The following is a 15,265-nucleotide window of genomic DNA, read 5'->3' as shown; positions in this document are numbered from 1 at the left end:
ACGGGCGGCAACTGGAAGAGGAGGGCGGCGCGTCCCTGAGCGGCCCTGTGCGGCTCTCGGGGCTTGATCGGCACTCCCCGGGCCTCTGTGCCGGGAAAGGCGCCCCTGGCCCCCGTCAGGCCTGTTCTCGGAGGCCTTCTGTGGCGAGCGTGGCGGTGGGTTCCTCCCGGCCGGTGCGCCCCTCCCCTCCCCCCACGGCGTCCGCCGACCCGGTCCGCCGGCGGACCGGGTGCCCGTCAGTCACAGACTCCGGAAGTCACGGAGTGCCGTACTCACGGACTCTCGGACTCTGTAATTTTGCGCATAAATATGCAGCTCAGACGCCCTGTGCGGTGAATGGCGTAAAGAATCTTGAGGCGTCCTCTTGTGAGTGTGTACGGAAGTCCGTACAGTCCTAACTGTACGAAGTTCCGTACACCTCGCCGGGCCGTCGAGCCCGCCAGCAAGGAGTGAACGCCATGCGACAGGCCATGCCGAGCGACGACGAGACGGCCCGCACGCAGGAGATCGCCGAGCAGATCGCCGCGCTGCTGGGTGAACTCGGCACGCTGCACCCCGGCGCCGTGCACGGCTCGATCACCGCCCCCGGCCTGGAGATCGGCCCCGACTACCAGGGCGGCTGGGAGGTTCGCGCCTCCCGCTACTGATCAACCGCGCCGCAAGGCGGAGATCGAGACCCCTGACCACTCCTGCTGCCGCCGGCACTGCTGCTGCCGAGCAGGCAACTAACACCCACCAGACCGCATCGCCCGAACCCTTCGAGAGGAGCCCTCCATGGGCATCAACACCGACTACAAGCTGACCGGCGACCAGATCGACGACATCGTCAACAACCGACTCCGCCCCTACCTCCCCACCAACCTGGCCAAGGTCGACCCGCAGACCTACCACCTCCGGTACACCTTCAACCCGGCGTTCACCGGCCAGGAGAGCGAGCCCCAGGAGCCGTCCTACAAGAGCATCTGCGACGACCCCAAGCTTTCTCACGAGCACTGGGACAAGCAGGCGGATCGTCCCGTGGCCGACGAAGCCGAGTACGACCTGCGCGAGGCCGCCCGCTTCATCCTGAGCGACGTCTACCGGTCCGCCCGCGACGAGTGGCGCAACGCCCGGTACATCGCCGACATCAAGGCCGCCACCAACCTCGCCGGCGGCTTATGGAAGCAGCACAACCAGGCCAAGAGCGCGGTGGAGGCCGCGTTCTCCTACCTCCGGGACCCGGAGGCCGCCAAGGAGTGGCCCGCCGCCGTCTCCCGCCTCATCGACACCCAGGACACCTACCTCAAGGCCGCCATCGCCTTCGACGAGCGGGCCCACGACATCGCCACGGTCCACGACAAGAACATGTACGAGGAGTCGCTCGGCTACAGGGAGGTGTACGCCGCCGCCGGGGTCCCGGATGCCTGGGACTGGCCCGTCGTTGAGGCAGGCGCCTACGGCTCCAACTACCTCGGCAAGTACGACGAGAACACCGCCGCCGGAAAGGCTCAGGCCCGCATCGCCGAGCAGGAAGCCCATGTCGCGAAGGTCGGCCAGCTTCTTGGCCGGTCCACCGACGCCTGACCCGTCCAACATCACTCATCCATCGCACGACACCGAGGGAGCACTCACCCGATGAACGCCAAAGACCCCATCGCCTTCGTCCCGTCCAGCGAATCCCGGCTCGGCGGCGGTGACATCGTCATCAGCCTGACCCCCGAGCAGTCGCAGACGCTCGTCACGGACGTCGGCATGCTGGCCGACTGGTTCCACAGCGCGCTGTGGGCCTTGGCCACGCTGCGGACCGCGAACCCCGCGGAGCAGACCGTCTCGGCGGACAGCTGGCACACGATGATCAACGACGTGGACCACCGGCTCCTGCCGCGCCTGGAGGGCATCCGCGACGCCCTGATCCGCGCTCACGCCGCCAACGGCGGCAGCGTCGGTGACCTGGCGCTGGCGATGGACGTGGCACGCAGCACGGCGCAGTACCGCCGGGAGGTCCTGCGCAACTCCAACCCCGGCACCTTCGAGCAGTGGGCCGTCAGCGGCGGCCCGCAGCGCGGCGGCGAGGCCGCGCAGGACGACCGCGACGGCCAGTAGCCGCCGTGCACCCGGGAGGGCGGGCCGGTCCGCCGGCCAGCAAGAGCGGCCCGTCCCCCGGGGCTCACCCATCCAGCAGGGACAGGAGAACCCCCATCATGAACCAGCTCGACACCGCCGCCGTCTTCGCCGCCGTGTTCGCCGCCCTGTGGGTCGCCCACACCGTCGGAGACCACTGGGTCCAGACGTCGGTACAGAGCGCCAAGAAGGGCCAGCACGACCGCAACCCGGGCCAGTCCAGCCGCGTCGGGCGCCTTGCCTGCACCCGCCACGTCGTCGGCCTGACTCTCACCAAGGTGCTGCTCCTCGGGCTCGCCGGCGTCGTCCTGAACCTGCCGCTGACCGTCGTCGGAGTCACCGTCGGGCTCGGCCTGGACGCCGCCTCGCACTGGTGGGCGGACCGCCGATCCAGCCTCGCCTGGCTCGCGAAAGTCACCGGCAAGACCGAGTTCTACAACCTCGGCACCGGCGCCCACCCGGTCCACCCCGTCACCGCCGAAGGCAAGCCCGCCGCACACATCGGGACCGGCGCATATGCCCTTGACCAGGCATTTCACGCCTTCTTCCTCTTCCTTGCCGCGCTGATCATCGCCGCCGTCTGAGGGCCCCGTGTGCTGCTCTGCCCGGGACAGCGAGCCCGGACAGAGCGGTGCGCAGGGCCGGACAGTCCGGCCGTACTCAACCGAAGGGGCCCGATGATCCGCACCACCATCACCTGCGACCGCGAGGACTGCCTTGCGCTCTACCTCCCCGACGTCGACGCCGGGGCCGACGTTCTCGAACGGGCTGCCCGTGCGCTCGGCTGGCAGCGGCTCACGGCCACGTCCCACACCTGTCCCGCCTGCACGCACGGCAAGGGGCCGGTGCTCGAACGGGGCGAGTGCCCCTGCTGCTGCGGTACGACCTTCGACCGCAGGGACGGGGCGGTCTGCCACTACTGCGGACACGTCAGCCCGCACCCCGCCGACGACTTCGACCTCGACTGACGACGTCCGGGCGCGCACATCCGCCGCGCCCGGACCCCGTTCCAAAAGAGGCAACAGGAAACACCCCGATTCGCTACTGCCGCCCTTGGGCGGCACGGAAGGTAGAACCATGACTGCCCTTGAGATCGAGTCGTTCGGCTTCGGCCACCAGGCCGCGCCCGACGCGCACTTGGTGATCGACCTCCGTCGGCACTTCCGCGATCCGCACATCCGGCTCGACATGCGCCAGCTCACCGCCCACGACGCCATCGTCCGCGAGACGGTGATGAACACCCCCGGCATCAAGCAGCTGCTCGCCGGACTCGTCCACGCGATCGAGGGCTTCCTCGCCGGACCGACGCAGACCGTCCCGGTCCGGGTCGCTCCGGGGTGTGCGGGCGGCAGGCATCGTGCCGCGACGGTCGCCCTGGCCCTGCACGCCGTGTTCTCCGGCGACCTCGACACCGCCGCCGAACTCGGGGTCGACGACCTCGCCAAGGCGTACGTCGACCGCGGCCTGGACGTCACCCTCGTCCACCGCGACCTCGACAAGCCCGTCATCGACCGCTGACCGACCACCACCCCGTACGACGTGTTTGTAAGCACTTCCGTGGGGACCACCGCGTCAAGATCTTTTGGTACCACTCTCGAACCGGCGGACGACCGTTCACCCGAGGTCCTGACGGCCTCTTCTCGCTGGCTGCGCCTGTGCAGCAGCCCATGGCCGACCTGGCGGCCGAACGCCTGTCGGAGCCAAAAGAACCTGGTACGGCGGTACCAACGAACCTCCGTACAAACACGTACGACGGAAGGACGAACCCAGCGGGCCCCGCACCACGGCGGGGCCCGCCCGCTGCTACCCGGAGGTCCACCGCATGGCCGCCACACCCGCGCCCCAGGTCGTCATCACCTCCTACGGGGCCCGCTGGAACGACCCGCCCCGCGAAGAGGCGCCCGCCCTCGTCCTCGACGTCTCCAACCGGCTCTGGGACCCCGCCGCCCGGGCCGTCACCCGCGACATGGTCCGCCTGACCGGCCTGGACCCCGCCGTACGGGACTTCGTCCTCTCTACCCCGGAGGCCGCTGGCCTCATCAACCGCACCGCCGACGACGCGCAGGCCCTGCTCACCGCGCCCGGGCGCGCCGCGCCGGTGCGGCTGCACGTCTACTGCTGGTACGGACGTCACCGGGCCGTGGCAGTGGCCGCCGCCGTCGGGGCCGCGCTCACCGCCCGCGGCGTCGCCACCGACGTCCACCACCGCCACATCGACCGGCCGGTCATCCACAAGGACCCGACCATCGGGGAGCGGTGCGTGTTTTGCCAGATCATCGCGGGCACCGCCCCGGCGACCGTCGTACGGGAGTGGGACAACGCCGTGGCGATCCTGCCGCTCGGCGGCGTCACCGAGGGCCACGTCCTCGTCCTCCCGCGCCGCCACGTCGACAACGCCGTCACCGACCCGCACATCACCGGCCAGACGATGGCGCGGGCCGCCGAACTGGGCGCCGAACTCGACAGCGATCTCAACCTCATCACCAGCGTGGGCGCGGCCGCCACGCAGACCGTGCACCATCTCCATGTCCACCTGGTCCCCCGTGCCGCCGGCGACGGCCTGCCGTTGCCCTGGCCCCCGCAGCAGGCGGCTGCCCGGTCGGCGGCGGCGCTGGGCTGATCGACCGAAAGCCGGAGTCCGGCAGTCCCCGAGTCTGTTACTCAGGGACTGCCGGACTCCGGCTTTTCAGCGGGTTTCTTGCTGGTCAGGCGGGAAGGGCGTCGATCGCGGCCTGCCACGGGAAGGCGTCCAGGTCGCCGTGCTTGGGCTTGTGCGGGGTGAACCCGCCCTCGCCGAGCAGCACGGTGACGCCCGCCTCGCGCAGGAAGTCGACGTGCCGTACGACGGCCGGGTGCGCGGCCTGGGCGTCGTTGAAGTGGGGGAGCGCGACGATCGGCACGAGCGCGATGCCCTCGGTGATCAGCCCCAGGGCAAGGGTGTCGCTGATCGCCGTCGCCCACTTCGCGAGGGTGTTGTTGGTAAGCGGGGCGACGAGGATCGCGTCCGGCGCGGGCAGGACGTCGGGCTGCGAGGGGAGCTTGTACTGCCAGCGAACGGGATGGCCGGTGAGCCGTTCCAGGGCCTCGATCTCGCCCTCGGCGTCCTCGGTGAGCCACCGGTGGGCGGACGGCGTGAGGATCAGGCAGACGTCCCATCCGGCCTGCTGGGCGGCCTCGATCGGTACGGACAGGCGCCGGGCGGGAGGCGCGGCGCAGGCGATGACGTACAGGGTGCGGTTCATGGTCACCGGGAGAGTCCACAGCGATCAGCGAGGCCGTGCAAGCGCCCCTCGGCGCTCCCCGTGCCCAACAGCCGCAGGTTCTCGACGAGTTCCTTGGTCCGGGGGCGGCACACCACCTCCTCGGGGGCGAGCGCTTCGGCCTCCAGCAGCGTGTCAACGGCTGTCTCGCGCATCCCGGCCTGGGTCTCGCCCAACGCCCGGTCGGTGAGCAGATGGGCGCGGCGCTCGCGGGGTAAGGCGTCCAGCGCGGCGGCGGGGATGTCCGCGGCGACCGCCACGGCGTCCGCGCCGGCGGAGAGCTGGACGTGCGCCGCGACCCGGTACAGCGCGCAGTTCGTCGTGCCGAACGACGTCCACAGCTCGTTGCCGTCCGTGCCGAGCCGGGCGGCGTGCTCGTCGGCCTGGTCCAGGTAGAGGGGGACCGCCCGGGCGGCCGCGTCGGGGCTGCGGTCGTCCGCTTCGGCGACGGCTGCCTGTGCGAGCGCGGCCTTCAGGAACAGCATGCCGAGCACGCTCAGCCCCAGCGATCCGCGCTGCACCAGCTCGGGGCGCAGACGTTCGGCGGCGGCCGTGGCGAAGGCGACGGCGGCTGCGGCCTGGCCGTGGCTGGTCATCGCGTCCGTGAGGTGCCGGGCGGCGCTGGCCTTGATCACGGCGTCCTCGGACCGTTCGGCGGCCGCGACCGCGCGGTGCCCGGCCACGACGGCGAGTTCGGTGTCGCCCCACTTGATGGCGGCCGCCTCGGTCAGCTCCAGCGAGAGCGACAGCAGCCGGTACGCCTCCTGGAGGTCGTCGCCCTGGTGACGCTCGACGGCGCGCGTGGCGTCCACGAGGAGTGCCGGGATCTGCGTGCCGAGCCGGGCGAAGTGCCCGGCCTGGAAGCCGGTGCGGGCGTGGACCAGGGCGCGGCGCAGATCGGCGACGGGCATCGGTTCGTGGCCAGAGTCGTCGGTGCGGCCGGTGATGATGTCGTGGCGCTGTAGGACGGCGCGCACCGCGCCGATCTCGCTCTCGGCGGGGCACAGGACGACCGGGTCGTACAGCAGCCGGTCCACGGTCACATTCAAGCGTGAGGCGATCGCGGTGACGACCGACAGGTTCGGGTCGGCCTGGCGGCGCCCGCCCTCCAGTTCCTCGACCCAGCGCAGGGAGCGCTGCATCAGATTGGCGAACTCCTGCTGGGAATGGCGGCGGCGGCCCCGCCAGTGGGCGACGCGGCGGCCGAACTGGATGCGGTCCATGGGGTGCTCCGAGGGGTGCTCCGAGACGGAGTCGACGACCCACACACTTCGTGTGGGCCATGTCGTGTATACCGCCCGTACGGTCCGGATATGGCCCAGTCCGCGAAGACCTCCATCCCGACGACGTGGCACCGGCTCGCACAGCCGTCCGACCGGCTCCGCGAGCAGTGGGTGCGCGGCAACGACCTCACCCGGTGGGCGGTGTGCGGCCGGGCCTGGGACGCGGTGGCCATCACCCCGATAGCGCGGGGCCTGGACGCACTGGTCGCCCTGCGGATCGGCCCGCGCCGCGGCTACCCGGTGCTCGCCGACTACGTCCGCGACGAGCTGTACGTGATGGTGCCGCCGGGCACCGGCGGCGCGGCCGCAGGCCTCCCCGGCGTGCGCGTGCTCTCCGACGGCCACCAGCTGCTGCTGCCGGACACTGCGCACGGCACCCCCATGGCGCACTGGGTCAGCCCGCCCCACGACAACTCACCCGTGCTGGTACGTCCCGACCGGCTCACCCACCACCTGCGGCTCCTCGCCCGCGCCGACCAGCCGGAGGCGGACCCCTCATGAGCACTCACCACGTCCTGTACGACCCGGAGGGGCGCCTCACGGAGGAACTCCCGCCCGACCGGAGCGTGCATGAGCAGGTCGTGCGTACGGCACTGTCGTGGTCCTCCCCGCTGGACGTGCCGGCCGACGACGTCGCCCAGGTCGGCCTGCTGCTCGCCGGGGCGGCGCGCGTGGTCGCCGACAAGGTGCGCGCCCGCGCAGACCGGTTTCCCGAGGACGACGGCCGCCGGCTGTTCGCCGAGCTGATCCTGCAAGAGGCCGACGGTCGCCTGTCACAGCCGTGCACGAGCCTGCACCGGGTGAAGAACCGGGCCCGGCTGATCCGCTCGCTGTACGAGCGGCTGGACCGGCTCGAAGCCGCCGCGCCCGTCGACGAGGCGGCCTCGACCCCCTGAGCCGTCTCCCGGCGCCTCCCCCCCGTGGGCCCGGGCGACGACGAGGCCCCCGGCGGCTGCTCCTGCACCGAGCATCGCCGGGGGCTTCTCCATGTCCGCTTGCGCGGGCCGGGGCGCGTCAGGCGGCGACCGGGACCCGCGCGTCGTACTGGGCCACGGTCCAGGCGATGGCCTGGCAGGTGTAGATGAACCAGTAGTCGTACTCGGTGAACTCCCAGCCGGTGGTGTCGAAGCGGAAACCGTCGAACTCGAACGCGGCGAGGGCAGCCTTGGCGCCCGCCTCGGTCTCCAGGTCGGCGCTGCTGTAGCGGGAGAACAACTCCTCCTCGACCTCGTCGACGAGCCCGGGATGATCGGCCTCCCCTTCCTCGGCGGCCTGTTTGATGTAGGCGCGGACGCGGTTCTCGGCGTACGTTTCGACGTCCCTTTCCCCGTGGGGCTGGACCTTCTCAGCCCAGTAGCGGGTGTCCACCTCCCAGGTGGTCCCGCTTCCCATGCAGGTGCGGAAGAAGCCGAGCATGTCGTCGTCCCGACGGAAGACGTGGGTGCCGGTGTGCCCGGTGATCGCGAGGGCGCCGGGCCAGGTCATCACCTCGAACCAGTAGGCGGTGGACTTCGGCATATCGACCTCTAGGTGCCGGTAGAGGCCGTCGTCCCACCGGACGGTCACCTTGCCGTTCACTGATTCGCCGGCGAACCGCTCCTTGATCTCCGCGATCCGCGCCTTCAGCTCGGCGTCCGGGTCGATCGTGGTCATGTTCGTGTCCTCTCGCCTGGGGCCCGGCCCTCGCCGCCCGGCCTGCGCGGAGTACAACGAACGGCCCAACGGGTCGGGTGCGCGGATCAGCCGCCATCCTCGGCATCCCGAGAACGGAATGCGTGAGTCCCGGAGTCGCAGACTCCGGGACTCAACTGGTGTGGGCGCAGGTCAGACGGCCACGGGAAGAGGGTCAGTGCCCCACTGTCCGCGGCCGGAGCCGGTGGCGGCTTGCGTCACTCATTCCTTCCCGTCCGTGTTCTTGCCCCGGACATCCAGGCCCGCGGCCGTGAGCCAGGCGTACAGAGTTTTGCTGCTCACTCCGGCGAGCTGCCGGATGCGCGTACGCGGGGCGCCCGTCCTGGCAGCGGCCACGGCGGCCCGCGAGAGGTCCGTTACACGCTCGTCCAGGACGGCTTGCGCGGCGTCACGTGCGGACGCCGCCGCAACTACCGCCTTCAGCGCCGCGGCCTGCTGTTCCTCGGGAATCTCTGACATGGCCGTCAGTGTAAGTCATAAACCCCAAGGAACCGAGATTCGTTTCTTTGGGATCGATACTTGTTTCCATGGGTTCGATCGCGTAATGTCGGCATCACCGGAAGGCACCCCGGACACGGGGCAGGGCCGCCCGGTGTGACCTGCCCCAGGAAGAGGAGACCCGTGACTGAGAAGAAGTCGTTCCAGGAGCAGATGGAAGCCGAAGGGGAGCAGATCTACTCCGCTTTCCAGGACGGCCAGATCACCAACGAGGAGGCGACCGCGAGCTGGATGGAGACTCACTACCGCCTGTCCCCCGGAGACGACTCGGCCAACTAGCAGCACGCACTGTCGCGGTGCCCGGCCCACCCGCCTCCTGTACCGAGGCGGGTGGGCCGGGGAGCCGTACAGAGCGGCTCCGACGGTCCCGGCCGGTGGTGAGACACCGGACCGGGACCTGAAGTTCACCCCACCTACCAGCAATAGGAGGGCGATCCCTGTGCTGGATCGTATCTACGGCGCGGTCATGTGCGCCGACAACCCCGGTCAGCTCGGTGAAGGCGACGCTGCCACGAAGGCGGCCCTGGCCCGCGCGGAGGAGGCACGGCAGGCAGCGAACCGCGCCGCGGCCGCACGCAAGCAGGGCGGCGCTAAGCAGTAAGGCCCCGCAGGAGCACCGCCGCCCTCCTGGTCGTTCCAGGAGGGCGGCGGCAAGGGTAACGGCGACGTACGCGAGCATTGCGTACGTCGCCGTTACCCGTTTGCGGCAAGCCCGGCATCCCGAGCTGGAATGCGTGAGTCCCGGAGTCTGCGACTCCGGGACTCAACTGGTGTGGGCGCAGGTCAGACGACCTTGGCCTTGGAGGGGCGTCCCCATCCGGTCGCGCGGTCGATCGCGGCGAGCAGCGCGGGCTCCCATCCGGCGGCCGCCAGGCTCGCGGAGCCGGTCAGGCCCGCCCCGGTGAGCGCGGACAGCTGCATCGTGTGCTCGATCCCCTCGGCCCACGCGGCCCGTACGGCCTTGCGGCAGGCCAGGCGCGCTTCGAGTTCGGCGGTGGTGTCCGGTTCACCGGAGCGCCGCACCCGGGCGAGGGCGCGACCGCGCTCGGCAACGTCGTCCAGGAGAACGACGGCCCGTTCGGCGTCCGGCTGCCGGGGAGCCGGGGATGCCTTCGGGCTGACTCCGCGGCGCAGCTGTTCCATGCGGGTGGGCAGCGGCACCCACGAGGGTTCGCCGGCCATCTGCTGGTTGGTCTGGTCGACGGCCCGGGTCCAGGCCCGGAACAGGCCGCGCGGCTCCAGGGGTGTACCGGGCGGGACCGGGTGGTCGCCGCGATGGTTGGCGCGCAGCCCGACCCACAGCGCCGTGCTGGTGCCCCGGACCCGTTCCATGAGCGCGTGCCGCTCGACGAGCCACCGACGCAGGGCGGTCCGGGACAGCCCGGACAGGGCAATCAGCTCGACGTACGCTTCCGCCCTGCTCCATCCCTGCGGCCTGCGCACGATCCGGATCTCTTCGAGCGACGGGGCGAGGTCCTCGATCCGGCACGCGCACAGCTCGCCGGAGCGGGCTCCGGTGTCGACGGCGGTCGCACCGATGGCGAGCATCCGGATCTGCCCGGGCAGAGCGTCGGCCCGGTCGGTGACCTCCTCCAGGGAGGTCCGCAGCAGGGAGCGGGCCCGCTTGGGCACGGGCTGCTTGCGTGCGGGGTCGGGCTGCGGCGGCAGGTCGGCGTACACCCCGGCCGCCTTCGCCAGCAGCACCAGGACCTCGATTCGGGTCTGCCGCGAGTTGTCGCCGCTGTCGGCCTTGGCCGACCGGCGCACCCGCAGCGCGCCGCGGGCGGCAAGGTCCAGGTAGGAGTCGGCGGCGGCGCGGCCGAACAGGGTGCGTGCCTCGGCCTCGCCGTCAAGCGGGTGGTCTGCGTGGGCGAGGGCCCGGCCGTACTCGCCCGCCACCCACCGCACCTGACGGGCGCGGGCCTCGGAGATCTCGTCTCCCCACGAGCACACTTCGGCGGCGGCCGCGCGCAACAGGTCGGCCCCCTTGAGGCTCTGATCGACGGTCATCAGCGGGCCTCCCCGGTAGCGGGCCGCCGTACGGCCTGCCGGACCCCGCGGGCCGCCGGGGACCACGACAGCGCGTCGCCGCCGTGGAACTGCCGGAAGGCGGTGTCCTTCGACAGCCCGGCGGCGCCGCCGATCTCCGCCCAGGTCGCGGCCCGGCTCCGCGAACGGCCCTCGCCGCGCAGGGCGCGGCCGGCGGCGTCGTGCGCGGCCCGGCCTGCCGTGTCGGCGACGAGCATCATCAGTTCGAGCTGGTGCAGGGGGTCGACCGTGAGGCCGATCGCCTCGGCGAGCAGCTGCACACGCTCGGTCGGAGTCGTCTCGTCGGCCCTCGCCCGCCGGATCAGATCGGTGATCTGCTCGGCCATCATGTCGACGTTGTCCACCCGAAATCCTCCCGTTGTGCTGGAACAACAAACGTCGGCAGCGTAGCGGGGTTCCGTTGTGTCGAGACAACGAACGGGCGCGGTTGGCGAGAACCGCGCCCGTTGGCTGAATCACAGACTCCGGGAGTGCCGGACTTCCGGAGCCTGTACCCACTCCCCCCGTTCCTAGCTGGCCTCCTCCTGCTGTGCGGCGGCCCGGCGCCGGGGCAGCACGGAGTGCAGCAGATCCTCTTCCGTGTCGCCGCGGAGCCGGTGGGCATGTACCTGCAACAGCACGTCGACGGCGACGCGGATCAGGGTGTTGTCGGTGATGATCTCCGAACGGTCCTGGCGGCGAGCGTTCACGTGCCGACGCAGATCGGCGAGATCGGAGAGCTGGTCGGCCCGCAGCCGGGCCTCCTTGCGCTCCAGCGTCGCCCACTTCGGGTCGTCGGACTGAGTATCACCGTCACCGATCAGCTGACCGAGGACGGCGCTGCCCCCGACAGCACCCCCCTTGCCGGAGTCACCGGTTCCACCGATTTTGGCCATCAGGCAGCTTCCTTCGCGGGCAGGAGGAGGTGGGCGAGCTGGTCGTAGTCGACAGCGGTGGTGGCGCGGGAGTCCAGGGCCCGCAGCGGCAAGCCGTAGTTCGGCGCGGCCGCGGCCTTCACGTTGCGCCGAGCGGGCGCGATCATCACGCCCGGATAGTCCCGGCGCACCGTGGCGGCGATCTGCGCGGCATGCTTGGACTTGCTCCAGTCCGTCAGCACGGCGGCCGCCACAACCAGATCCGGGTTCTCCACGCCCTGCACGCTCATGATGGTCTCCTGGAGGTCGACCAGCGCCTTCTTGTCGAGCCCGCTCACCTTCAGCGGCAGGATCAGCTGATCCGCCGCAACCAGCCCGTTCACGCTGAGCTTCCCCAGCGAGGGGGGGGCGTCGATGATGGTGATGTCCACAGGCACCGTCGAACGGCTGATCGCCGCGCGCAGCATCCCGTCCCGGGCAGCCTTGCCGTCGAAGTTGACCAGGTCCAAGTCCTTGTACGACGGGACCAGGTAGAGGCCCTTCACGGCCGTCTCGTACGTCGCCTCGTCCAGCGGCTGGCGGCCGTACAGCACGTGCTTGAGGTTGTAGCGCTCAGCCTCGGGAACTCCGTCGTAGATCGGCGCGAGCCAGGCGCCGGTGATCGAGGCGTCCTGCGGGTCGGCGTCGATGATGCGGACGGTGTAGCCCATCGCCACCCACGCCGCCGCCAGTTCGACGCAGGTCGTGGACTTGCCCGCGCCGCCCTTCTGGTTCACCACGACGTACGTGCGGTGTCCGGTGAACGGCGCCGGCGGGAGGACGATCGGAGGCGGAACGAAGATCTGCGCCTTCGCGTCGTCGCGGTAGTCGAGCAGCCGGGCAATGACCTCGTCGATCGCCTCCTGGGGCTTGTCCAGGAACGGGATCAGCTCGTCGACGCGCCACTCGCGTACGACGTCCAGGCGCTCGACGGTGTCGGGCAACGGGCCCAGGACGGTCATGGTCATGTACTACTCCTCAGCGGCATGGGCCCTCTCTTCTCTCCGGTCTGCGACTCCGCGACTTCGGCATCCTCGGAGTCTGTGACTTCGGCAGTCTGGCAGTCATTCGACGACACCCTGTAGCGGAACCCGCCGACTTCACGACCGGCCTGGCGTTCGCCCGCCGGGCGGCCACCCGGGGGTGCGGCAACCCGTCTTATGGCGTCCGGCAGTTGGGCCGACGGGGGCTGAAACGCAGACTGCCGGAGTCTGGGACTCCGGCAGTCTGTAACTCGGGATGGAGCGTCCGCATGCCCGGCGGACGCGTCGTGGGTCAGTCCTGCGGTACGGCGGCGGTGAGGATCGTCCCGGCGGGCGGGCCGCTGACCGGGTCGCCCGGGGCGGGCGGCGTCGGGGTGAACTCGGTGCCCCGCCCCTTCGAGATCTCGATCAGCACCTGCCGGGCGGACTCGCAGTCGCCGGCGGCGCGGTGACTGCCACCGAGTCGGAGCCAGCGGTGGGAGCCGACCCAGTCGGCGTACGCCTGCATCAGGCAGTACCAGCTGTTCCAGGGCTCCAGGTGCATCGGCTTCTTCCCGGCCCGCTCGATGTCGCGGAGCACGGTGGACCTGTCGAACTCGGCGTTGTACGCCAGAACGACACGCCCCTTAGTGACCTTGCGGAGCCGGGGGAGCGCCTTCTCGAACGGCCTCTTCCCAGCGACCATCTCGTCCGTGATGCCGTGCACCCAGCGGGCTCCGTCGCTGATCGGGGCACCCGGGTCGACCAGGGTGTCCATCAGCTTCTTGCCGGTGGCCGCGTCGATCACGGCGATCTCGACGGTGCGGCCGTACAGGTCGGTGGTCTCGGTGTCGAGCACGACCGCGCGGCCCGGCTCCAGCAGGTCCCGGGCCTCCCGGGTGATCTCGCCCCACGCCGGGCACAGCTCGACCTCGGCGGCGTACGCGCCCGCCTCCGGGTCAGCGAACAGCTCCCGGCGCACCGTGGCCTCGGCGGGCAGGTTCTCTACCCGCTCCCAGTCCAGCTCCCAGCGGCCGGAGTACGGCGAGTTCCAGGCCCACACCGTGATCCCGTGCCGGTCGGCGAGGCCCTGTGCGAAGCTGCGGACGGCGGCGGCCCGGGTCGGGGCGAGCTTGGCGTACTCGCGCAGCGGGGACGGCGCCCCCTTCGGCAGGCCGCGGGTGGCTTCCCAGTCGACGCCGGGCAGGTCCCGCAGGTCACGGACGTCCCCGAGCCGGTAGAGGGCGACGGTGACCGTACGGCGGCGGCCGACCTCCTTCTCGTAGGTGTGCGCGGGGGTGATCCATCCGGCGGCCTCGACGTACTTCCAGTCGCTCGCCCGGATCTCCAGCACGTCCGTGGCGGCGGCCTGCGCGGTGACGTACTGCTCGCCGTCGGCCTCGTCGGCCATCTTGTCCAGGTCGGTGATCAGGTACCGGCCGCCGCGGCCGGTCGTGATGCGGCCCTCCTCGCTCATGCGCACCAGGTCGCTCCAGTGCCAACCGATCCGGGAGGCGGCCGCGTCCCGGGTCAGGCTCGCCGCCTCCCACGCCACCCGCTCGCCGACGACGGAGCGCACCAGGTCGGTGTCGAGTTCGCGGGCGGCCGCCGTGGAGTACATCGGCCAGCCCTTGTAGTGGTCGACGACCTCCAGGTGCTCCTGGACGACGAGTTCGGCGACGTCCTCGGGGGTGACCGGCTCGCCGGTGTGCTCGGCAAGCAGCAGCGCAATCCGGGTGGCCCCCAGGGCCTCCGGCACGTACGGCTCCTGCTGGGGCGGGACCACCACGGTGGTCTCAGTTTCGTTGGTCGCCGTGGTCTCGGTCGTGGTGTCCGTCATGCCTGTGCCTCCGTGGTCTCGGTCGTGGTGGGCAGGGCCCGGCGCCGGTCGGCGGGCCAGATGAGCTTGAGGTAGTCCACGCGGCCGCCCCAGCCGCTGATGTCGACGTGGGCGTCCGTCACCTCGTACGGCTCGCTGCCCGGCTGCTCGATCCGGGCTGAGGCGGTGGGCCAGGGGATGCCGGGCCGATCGGGCTCGATGTAACCGCCGAACTCCTCGTTCGCGTCGCCGCTCCATGCCAGTGCCGGACTGTGCAGCTCGGGGCCGTACACGGTGATCGTCGGGCCGCCCGCGAACGTCACGGTCGCGGGCGGCCGGGCCCCGTCCGGGCCGGGCTCGGGGAGCTTGTCCAGGTCGCGCAGCCACTGCTCGGCGGCCGCGCGGGGGAAAAGGGGGGTCTCGTCCGTGCCGCCGGTGGCTTCGAGTCCGCCGTGCCGGCGTCGCCAATTGGCGACGGCCGCGCGACCGACTCCAGCCATACGAGCGATCTGGGAGAGGTTCACCTTGCACTCGTCGGGGTGGGCCAAGGGATCGTCCTATCTGCTGGTCAAAGAGTCGTAAGCCGGGGCGGGCGGGTGGGGGGGGGGGGGGGGGGCGCCCCCCCCCCCCCCCCCCCCCCCCCCCCCCCCCCCCCCCCCCCCCCCCCCCCCCCCCCCGGGGGGCGGCCGCGCCGCCCCCCCCCGGGCGG

General features: G+C 71.3%; 21 protein-coding genes. 11 read left to right on the top strand and 10 right to left on the bottom strand.

The window, feature by feature from the left end:
- The first annotated feature begins 458 nt into the window (after window positions 1-458).
- The 7 genes from ACFRKB_RS32325 to ACFRKB_RS32295 all read left to right on the top strand — a co-directional run bounded on the left by ACFRKB_RS32325 (window position 459) and on the right by ACFRKB_RS32295 (window position 4,720).
- Window positions 459-647, top strand: a complete 189-nt coding sequence (locus ACFRKB_RS32325) for a hypothetical protein (protein WP_383110178.1) — start codon at window positions 459-461, stop codon at window positions 645-647.
- Between the two features lie 127 nt (window positions 648-774).
- Window positions 775-1,563 (top strand): hypothetical protein, encoded by a 789-nt coding sequence (locus ACFRKB_RS32320; protein WP_383110177.1) that lies wholly within the window; start codon window positions 775-777, stop codon window positions 1,561-1,563.
- 51 nt (window positions 1,564-1,614) lie between these two features.
- Window positions 1,615-2,082, top strand: coding sequence for a hypothetical protein (locus ACFRKB_RS32315; protein WP_383110176.1), 468 nt, complete (start codon window positions 1,615-1,617; stop codon window positions 2,080-2,082).
- 98 nt (window positions 2,083-2,180) lie between these two features.
- Window positions 2,181-2,684 carry a transcriptional regulator gene (locus ACFRKB_RS32310; RefSeq protein ID WP_383110175.1) on the top strand — a complete coding sequence of 168 codons (504 nt, stop codon included), beginning with the start codon at window positions 2,181-2,183 and terminating at the stop codon, window positions 2,682-2,684.
- A gap of 93 nt (window positions 2,685-2,777) precedes the next feature.
- The gene (locus ACFRKB_RS32305; RefSeq protein ID WP_383110174.1) at window positions 2,778-3,068 is read left to right on the top strand and encodes a hypothetical protein; all 291 of its coding nucleotides are present in this window, start codon (window positions 2,778-2,780) and stop codon (window positions 3,066-3,068) included.
- 109 nt (window positions 3,069-3,177) lie between these two features.
- Window positions 3,178-3,618 carry a RapZ C-terminal domain-containing protein gene (locus tag ACFRKB_RS32300; protein WP_383110173.1) on the top strand — a complete coding sequence of 147 codons (441 nt, stop codon included), beginning with the start codon at window positions 3,178-3,180 and terminating at the stop codon, window positions 3,616-3,618.
- 304 nt (window positions 3,619-3,922) lie between these two features.
- Window positions 3,923-4,720, top strand: coding sequence for an HIT family protein (locus ACFRKB_RS32295; RefSeq protein WP_383110172.1), 798 nt, complete (start codon window positions 3,923-3,925; stop codon window positions 4,718-4,720).
- Between the two features lie 85 nt (window positions 4,721-4,805).
- Here ACFRKB_RS32295 and ACFRKB_RS32290 read toward each other — a convergent pair whose 3' ends face one another.
- Together ACFRKB_RS32290 and ACFRKB_RS32285 are read right to left on the bottom strand one after the other, a co-directional pair.
- Window positions 4,806-5,342, bottom strand: a complete 537-nt coding sequence (locus ACFRKB_RS32290) for a flavoprotein (RefSeq protein WP_383110171.1) — start codon at window positions 5,340-5,342, stop codon at window positions 4,806-4,808.
- A gap of 2 nt (window positions 5,343-5,344) precedes the next feature.
- Window positions 5,345-6,583, bottom strand: coding sequence for a helix-turn-helix domain-containing protein (locus tag ACFRKB_RS32285; RefSeq protein WP_383110170.1), 1,239 nt, complete (start codon window positions 6,581-6,583; stop codon window positions 5,345-5,347).
- Window positions 6,584-6,673: 90 nt separating this feature from the next.
- Here ACFRKB_RS32285 and ACFRKB_RS32280 point away from each other — a divergent pair, with 90 nt between their 5' ends.
- The gene (locus tag ACFRKB_RS32280; protein WP_383110169.1) at window positions 6,674-7,144 is read left to right on the top strand and encodes a hypothetical protein; all 471 of its coding nucleotides are present in this window, start codon (window positions 6,674-6,676) and stop codon (window positions 7,142-7,144) included.
- Entirely contained in the window at window positions 7,141-7,539 is a 399-nt protein-coding gene (locus tag ACFRKB_RS32275) for a restriction endonuclease (protein WP_383110168.1), read from the top strand. The genes ACFRKB_RS32280 and ACFRKB_RS32275 overlap by 4 nt, the downstream gene beginning before the upstream one ends.
- A 118-nt stretch (window positions 7,540-7,657) precedes the next feature.
- Here the strand turns inward: ACFRKB_RS32275 and ACFRKB_RS32270 are convergent, their stop codons facing one another.
- Together ACFRKB_RS32270 and ACFRKB_RS32265 are read right to left on the bottom strand one after the other, a co-directional pair.
- Window positions 7,658-8,296, bottom strand: coding sequence for a hypothetical protein (locus tag ACFRKB_RS32270; protein ID WP_383110167.1), 639 nt, complete (start codon window positions 8,294-8,296; stop codon window positions 7,658-7,660).
- A gap of 240 nt (window positions 8,297-8,536) precedes the next feature.
- On the bottom strand, window positions 8,537-8,794 hold the full coding sequence (locus tag ACFRKB_RS32265; protein WP_383110166.1) for a hypothetical protein: 258 nt from the start codon (window positions 8,792-8,794) through the stop codon (window positions 8,537-8,539).
- Between the two features lie 162 nt (window positions 8,795-8,956).
- Here ACFRKB_RS32265 and ACFRKB_RS32260 point away from each other — a divergent pair, with 162 nt between their 5' ends.
- Entirely contained in the window at window positions 8,957-9,112 is a 156-nt protein-coding gene (locus ACFRKB_RS32260; protein WP_383110165.1) for a hypothetical protein, read from the top strand.
- A 160-nt stretch (window positions 9,113-9,272) separates the two neighbouring features.
- Window positions 9,273-9,434, top strand: a complete 162-nt coding sequence (locus ACFRKB_RS32255) for a hypothetical protein (RefSeq protein ID WP_383110164.1) — start codon at window positions 9,273-9,275, stop codon at window positions 9,432-9,434.
- A 182-nt stretch (window positions 9,435-9,616) separates the two neighbouring features.
- Here ACFRKB_RS32255 and ACFRKB_RS32250 read toward each other — a convergent pair whose 3' ends face one another.
- From ACFRKB_RS32250 to ACFRKB_RS32225, 6 genes are all read right to left on the bottom strand, one after another.
- A complete protein-coding gene (locus tag ACFRKB_RS32250; protein ID WP_383110163.1) occupies window positions 9,617-10,843 on the bottom strand; it encodes a hypothetical protein in 1,227 nt (408 codons plus the stop codon).
- Complete coding sequence (locus tag ACFRKB_RS32245; protein WP_383110162.1) at window positions 10,843-11,226, bottom strand: hypothetical protein; 384 nt, start codon at window positions 11,224-11,226, stop codon at window positions 10,843-10,845. Before ACFRKB_RS32245 ends, ACFRKB_RS32250 begins: the two co-directional genes overlap by 1 nt.
- A gap of 165 nt (window positions 11,227-11,391) precedes the next feature.
- Complete coding sequence (locus ACFRKB_RS32240; protein WP_383110161.1) at window positions 11,392-11,757, bottom strand: hypothetical protein; 366 nt, start codon at window positions 11,755-11,757, stop codon at window positions 11,392-11,394.
- The gene (locus tag ACFRKB_RS32235; RefSeq protein ID WP_383110160.1) at window positions 11,757-12,743 is read right to left on the bottom strand and encodes a ParA family protein; all 987 of its coding nucleotides are present in this window, start codon (window positions 12,741-12,743) and stop codon (window positions 11,757-11,759) included. Before ACFRKB_RS32235 ends, ACFRKB_RS32240 begins: the two co-directional genes overlap by 1 nt.
- Window positions 12,744-13,050: 307 nt before the next feature.
- Complete coding sequence (locus ACFRKB_RS32230; RefSeq protein WP_383110159.1) at window positions 13,051-14,577, bottom strand: 3'-5' exonuclease; 1,527 nt, start codon at window positions 14,575-14,577, stop codon at window positions 13,051-13,053.
- Window positions 14,574-15,056 (bottom strand): hypothetical protein, encoded by a 483-nt coding sequence (locus tag ACFRKB_RS32225; protein WP_383110158.1) that lies wholly within the window; start codon window positions 15,054-15,056, stop codon window positions 14,574-14,576. Before ACFRKB_RS32225 ends, ACFRKB_RS32230 begins: the two co-directional genes overlap by 4 nt.
- Between the last annotated feature and the right edge of the window lie 209 nt (window positions 15,057-15,265).

Source organism: Streptomyces scopuliridis (assembly GCF_042790125.1).
GTDB classification, from domain to species: Bacteria; Actinomycetota; Actinomycetes; order Streptomycetales; family Streptomycetaceae; genus Streptomyces; species Streptomyces scopuliridis_A.
The sequence above is the reverse complement of the archived record's forward strand: the minus strand, read 5'-3'. Positions and strand labels throughout refer to the sequence as shown.

What these genes read in the sequence shown, in the direction of transcription:
- ACFRKB_RS32325 (WP_383110178.1), top strand. Translation starts at nt 459, where the DNA reads ATGCGACAGGCCATGCCGAGCGACGACGAGACGGCCCGCACGCAGGAG.
- ACFRKB_RS32320 (WP_383110177.1), top strand. Translation starts at nt 775, where the DNA reads ATGGGCATCAACACCGACTACAAGCTGACCGGCGACCAGATCGACGAC.
- ACFRKB_RS32315 (WP_383110176.1), top strand. Translation starts at nt 1,615, where the DNA reads ATGAACGCCAAAGACCCCATCGCCTTCGTCCCGTCCAGCGAATCCCGG.
- ACFRKB_RS32310 (WP_383110175.1), top strand. Translation starts at nt 2,181, where the DNA reads ATGAACCAGCTCGACACCGCCGCCGTCTTCGCCGCCGTGTTCGCCGCC.
- ACFRKB_RS32305 (WP_383110174.1), top strand. Translation starts at nt 2,778, where the DNA reads ATGATCCGCACCACCATCACCTGCGACCGCGAGGACTGCCTTGCGCTC.
- ACFRKB_RS32300 (WP_383110173.1), top strand. Translation starts at nt 3,178, where the DNA reads ATGACTGCCCTTGAGATCGAGTCGTTCGGCTTCGGCCACCAGGCCGCG.
- ACFRKB_RS32295 (WP_383110172.1), top strand. Translation starts at nt 3,923, where the DNA reads ATGGCCGCCACACCCGCGCCCCAGGTCGTCATCACCTCCTACGGGGCC.
- ACFRKB_RS32290 (WP_383110171.1), bottom strand. Translation starts at nt 5,342, where the DNA reads ATGAACCGCACCCTGTACGTCATCGCCTGCGCCGCGCCTCCCGCCCGG.
- ACFRKB_RS32285 (WP_383110170.1), bottom strand. Translation starts at nt 6,583, where the DNA reads ATGGACCGCATCCAGTTCGGCCGCCGCGTCGCCCACTGGCGGGGCCGC.
- ACFRKB_RS32280 (WP_383110169.1), top strand. Translation starts at nt 6,674, where the DNA reads ATGGCCCAGTCCGCGAAGACCTCCATCCCGACGACGTGGCACCGGCTC.
- ACFRKB_RS32275 (WP_383110168.1), top strand. Translation starts at nt 7,141, where the DNA reads ATGAGCACTCACCACGTCCTGTACGACCCGGAGGGGCGCCTCACGGAG.
- ACFRKB_RS32270 (WP_383110167.1), bottom strand. Translation starts at nt 8,296, where the DNA reads ATGACCACGATCGACCCGGACGCCGAGCTGAAGGCGCGGATCGCGGAG.
- ACFRKB_RS32265 (WP_383110166.1), bottom strand. Translation starts at nt 8,794, where the DNA reads ATGTCAGAGATTCCCGAGGAACAGCAGGCCGCGGCGCTGAAGGCGGTA.
- ACFRKB_RS32250 (WP_383110163.1), bottom strand. Translation starts at nt 10,843, where the DNA reads ATGACCGTCGATCAGAGCCTCAAGGGGGCCGACCTGTTGCGCGCGGCC.
- ACFRKB_RS32240 (WP_383110161.1), bottom strand. Translation starts at nt 11,757, where the DNA reads ATGGCCAAAATCGGTGGAACCGGTGACTCCGGCAAGGGGGGTGCTGTC.
- ACFRKB_RS32235 (WP_383110160.1), bottom strand. Translation starts at nt 12,743, where the DNA reads ATGACCATGACCGTCCTGGGCCCGTTGCCCGACACCGTCGAGCGCCTG.
- ACFRKB_RS32230 (WP_383110159.1), bottom strand. Translation starts at nt 14,577, where the DNA reads ATGACGGACACCACGACCGAGACCACGGCGACCAACGAAACTGAGACC.
- ACFRKB_RS32225 (WP_383110158.1), bottom strand. Translation starts at nt 15,056, where the DNA reads ATGGCTGGAGTCGGTCGCGCGGCCGTCGCCAATTGGCGACGCCGGCAC.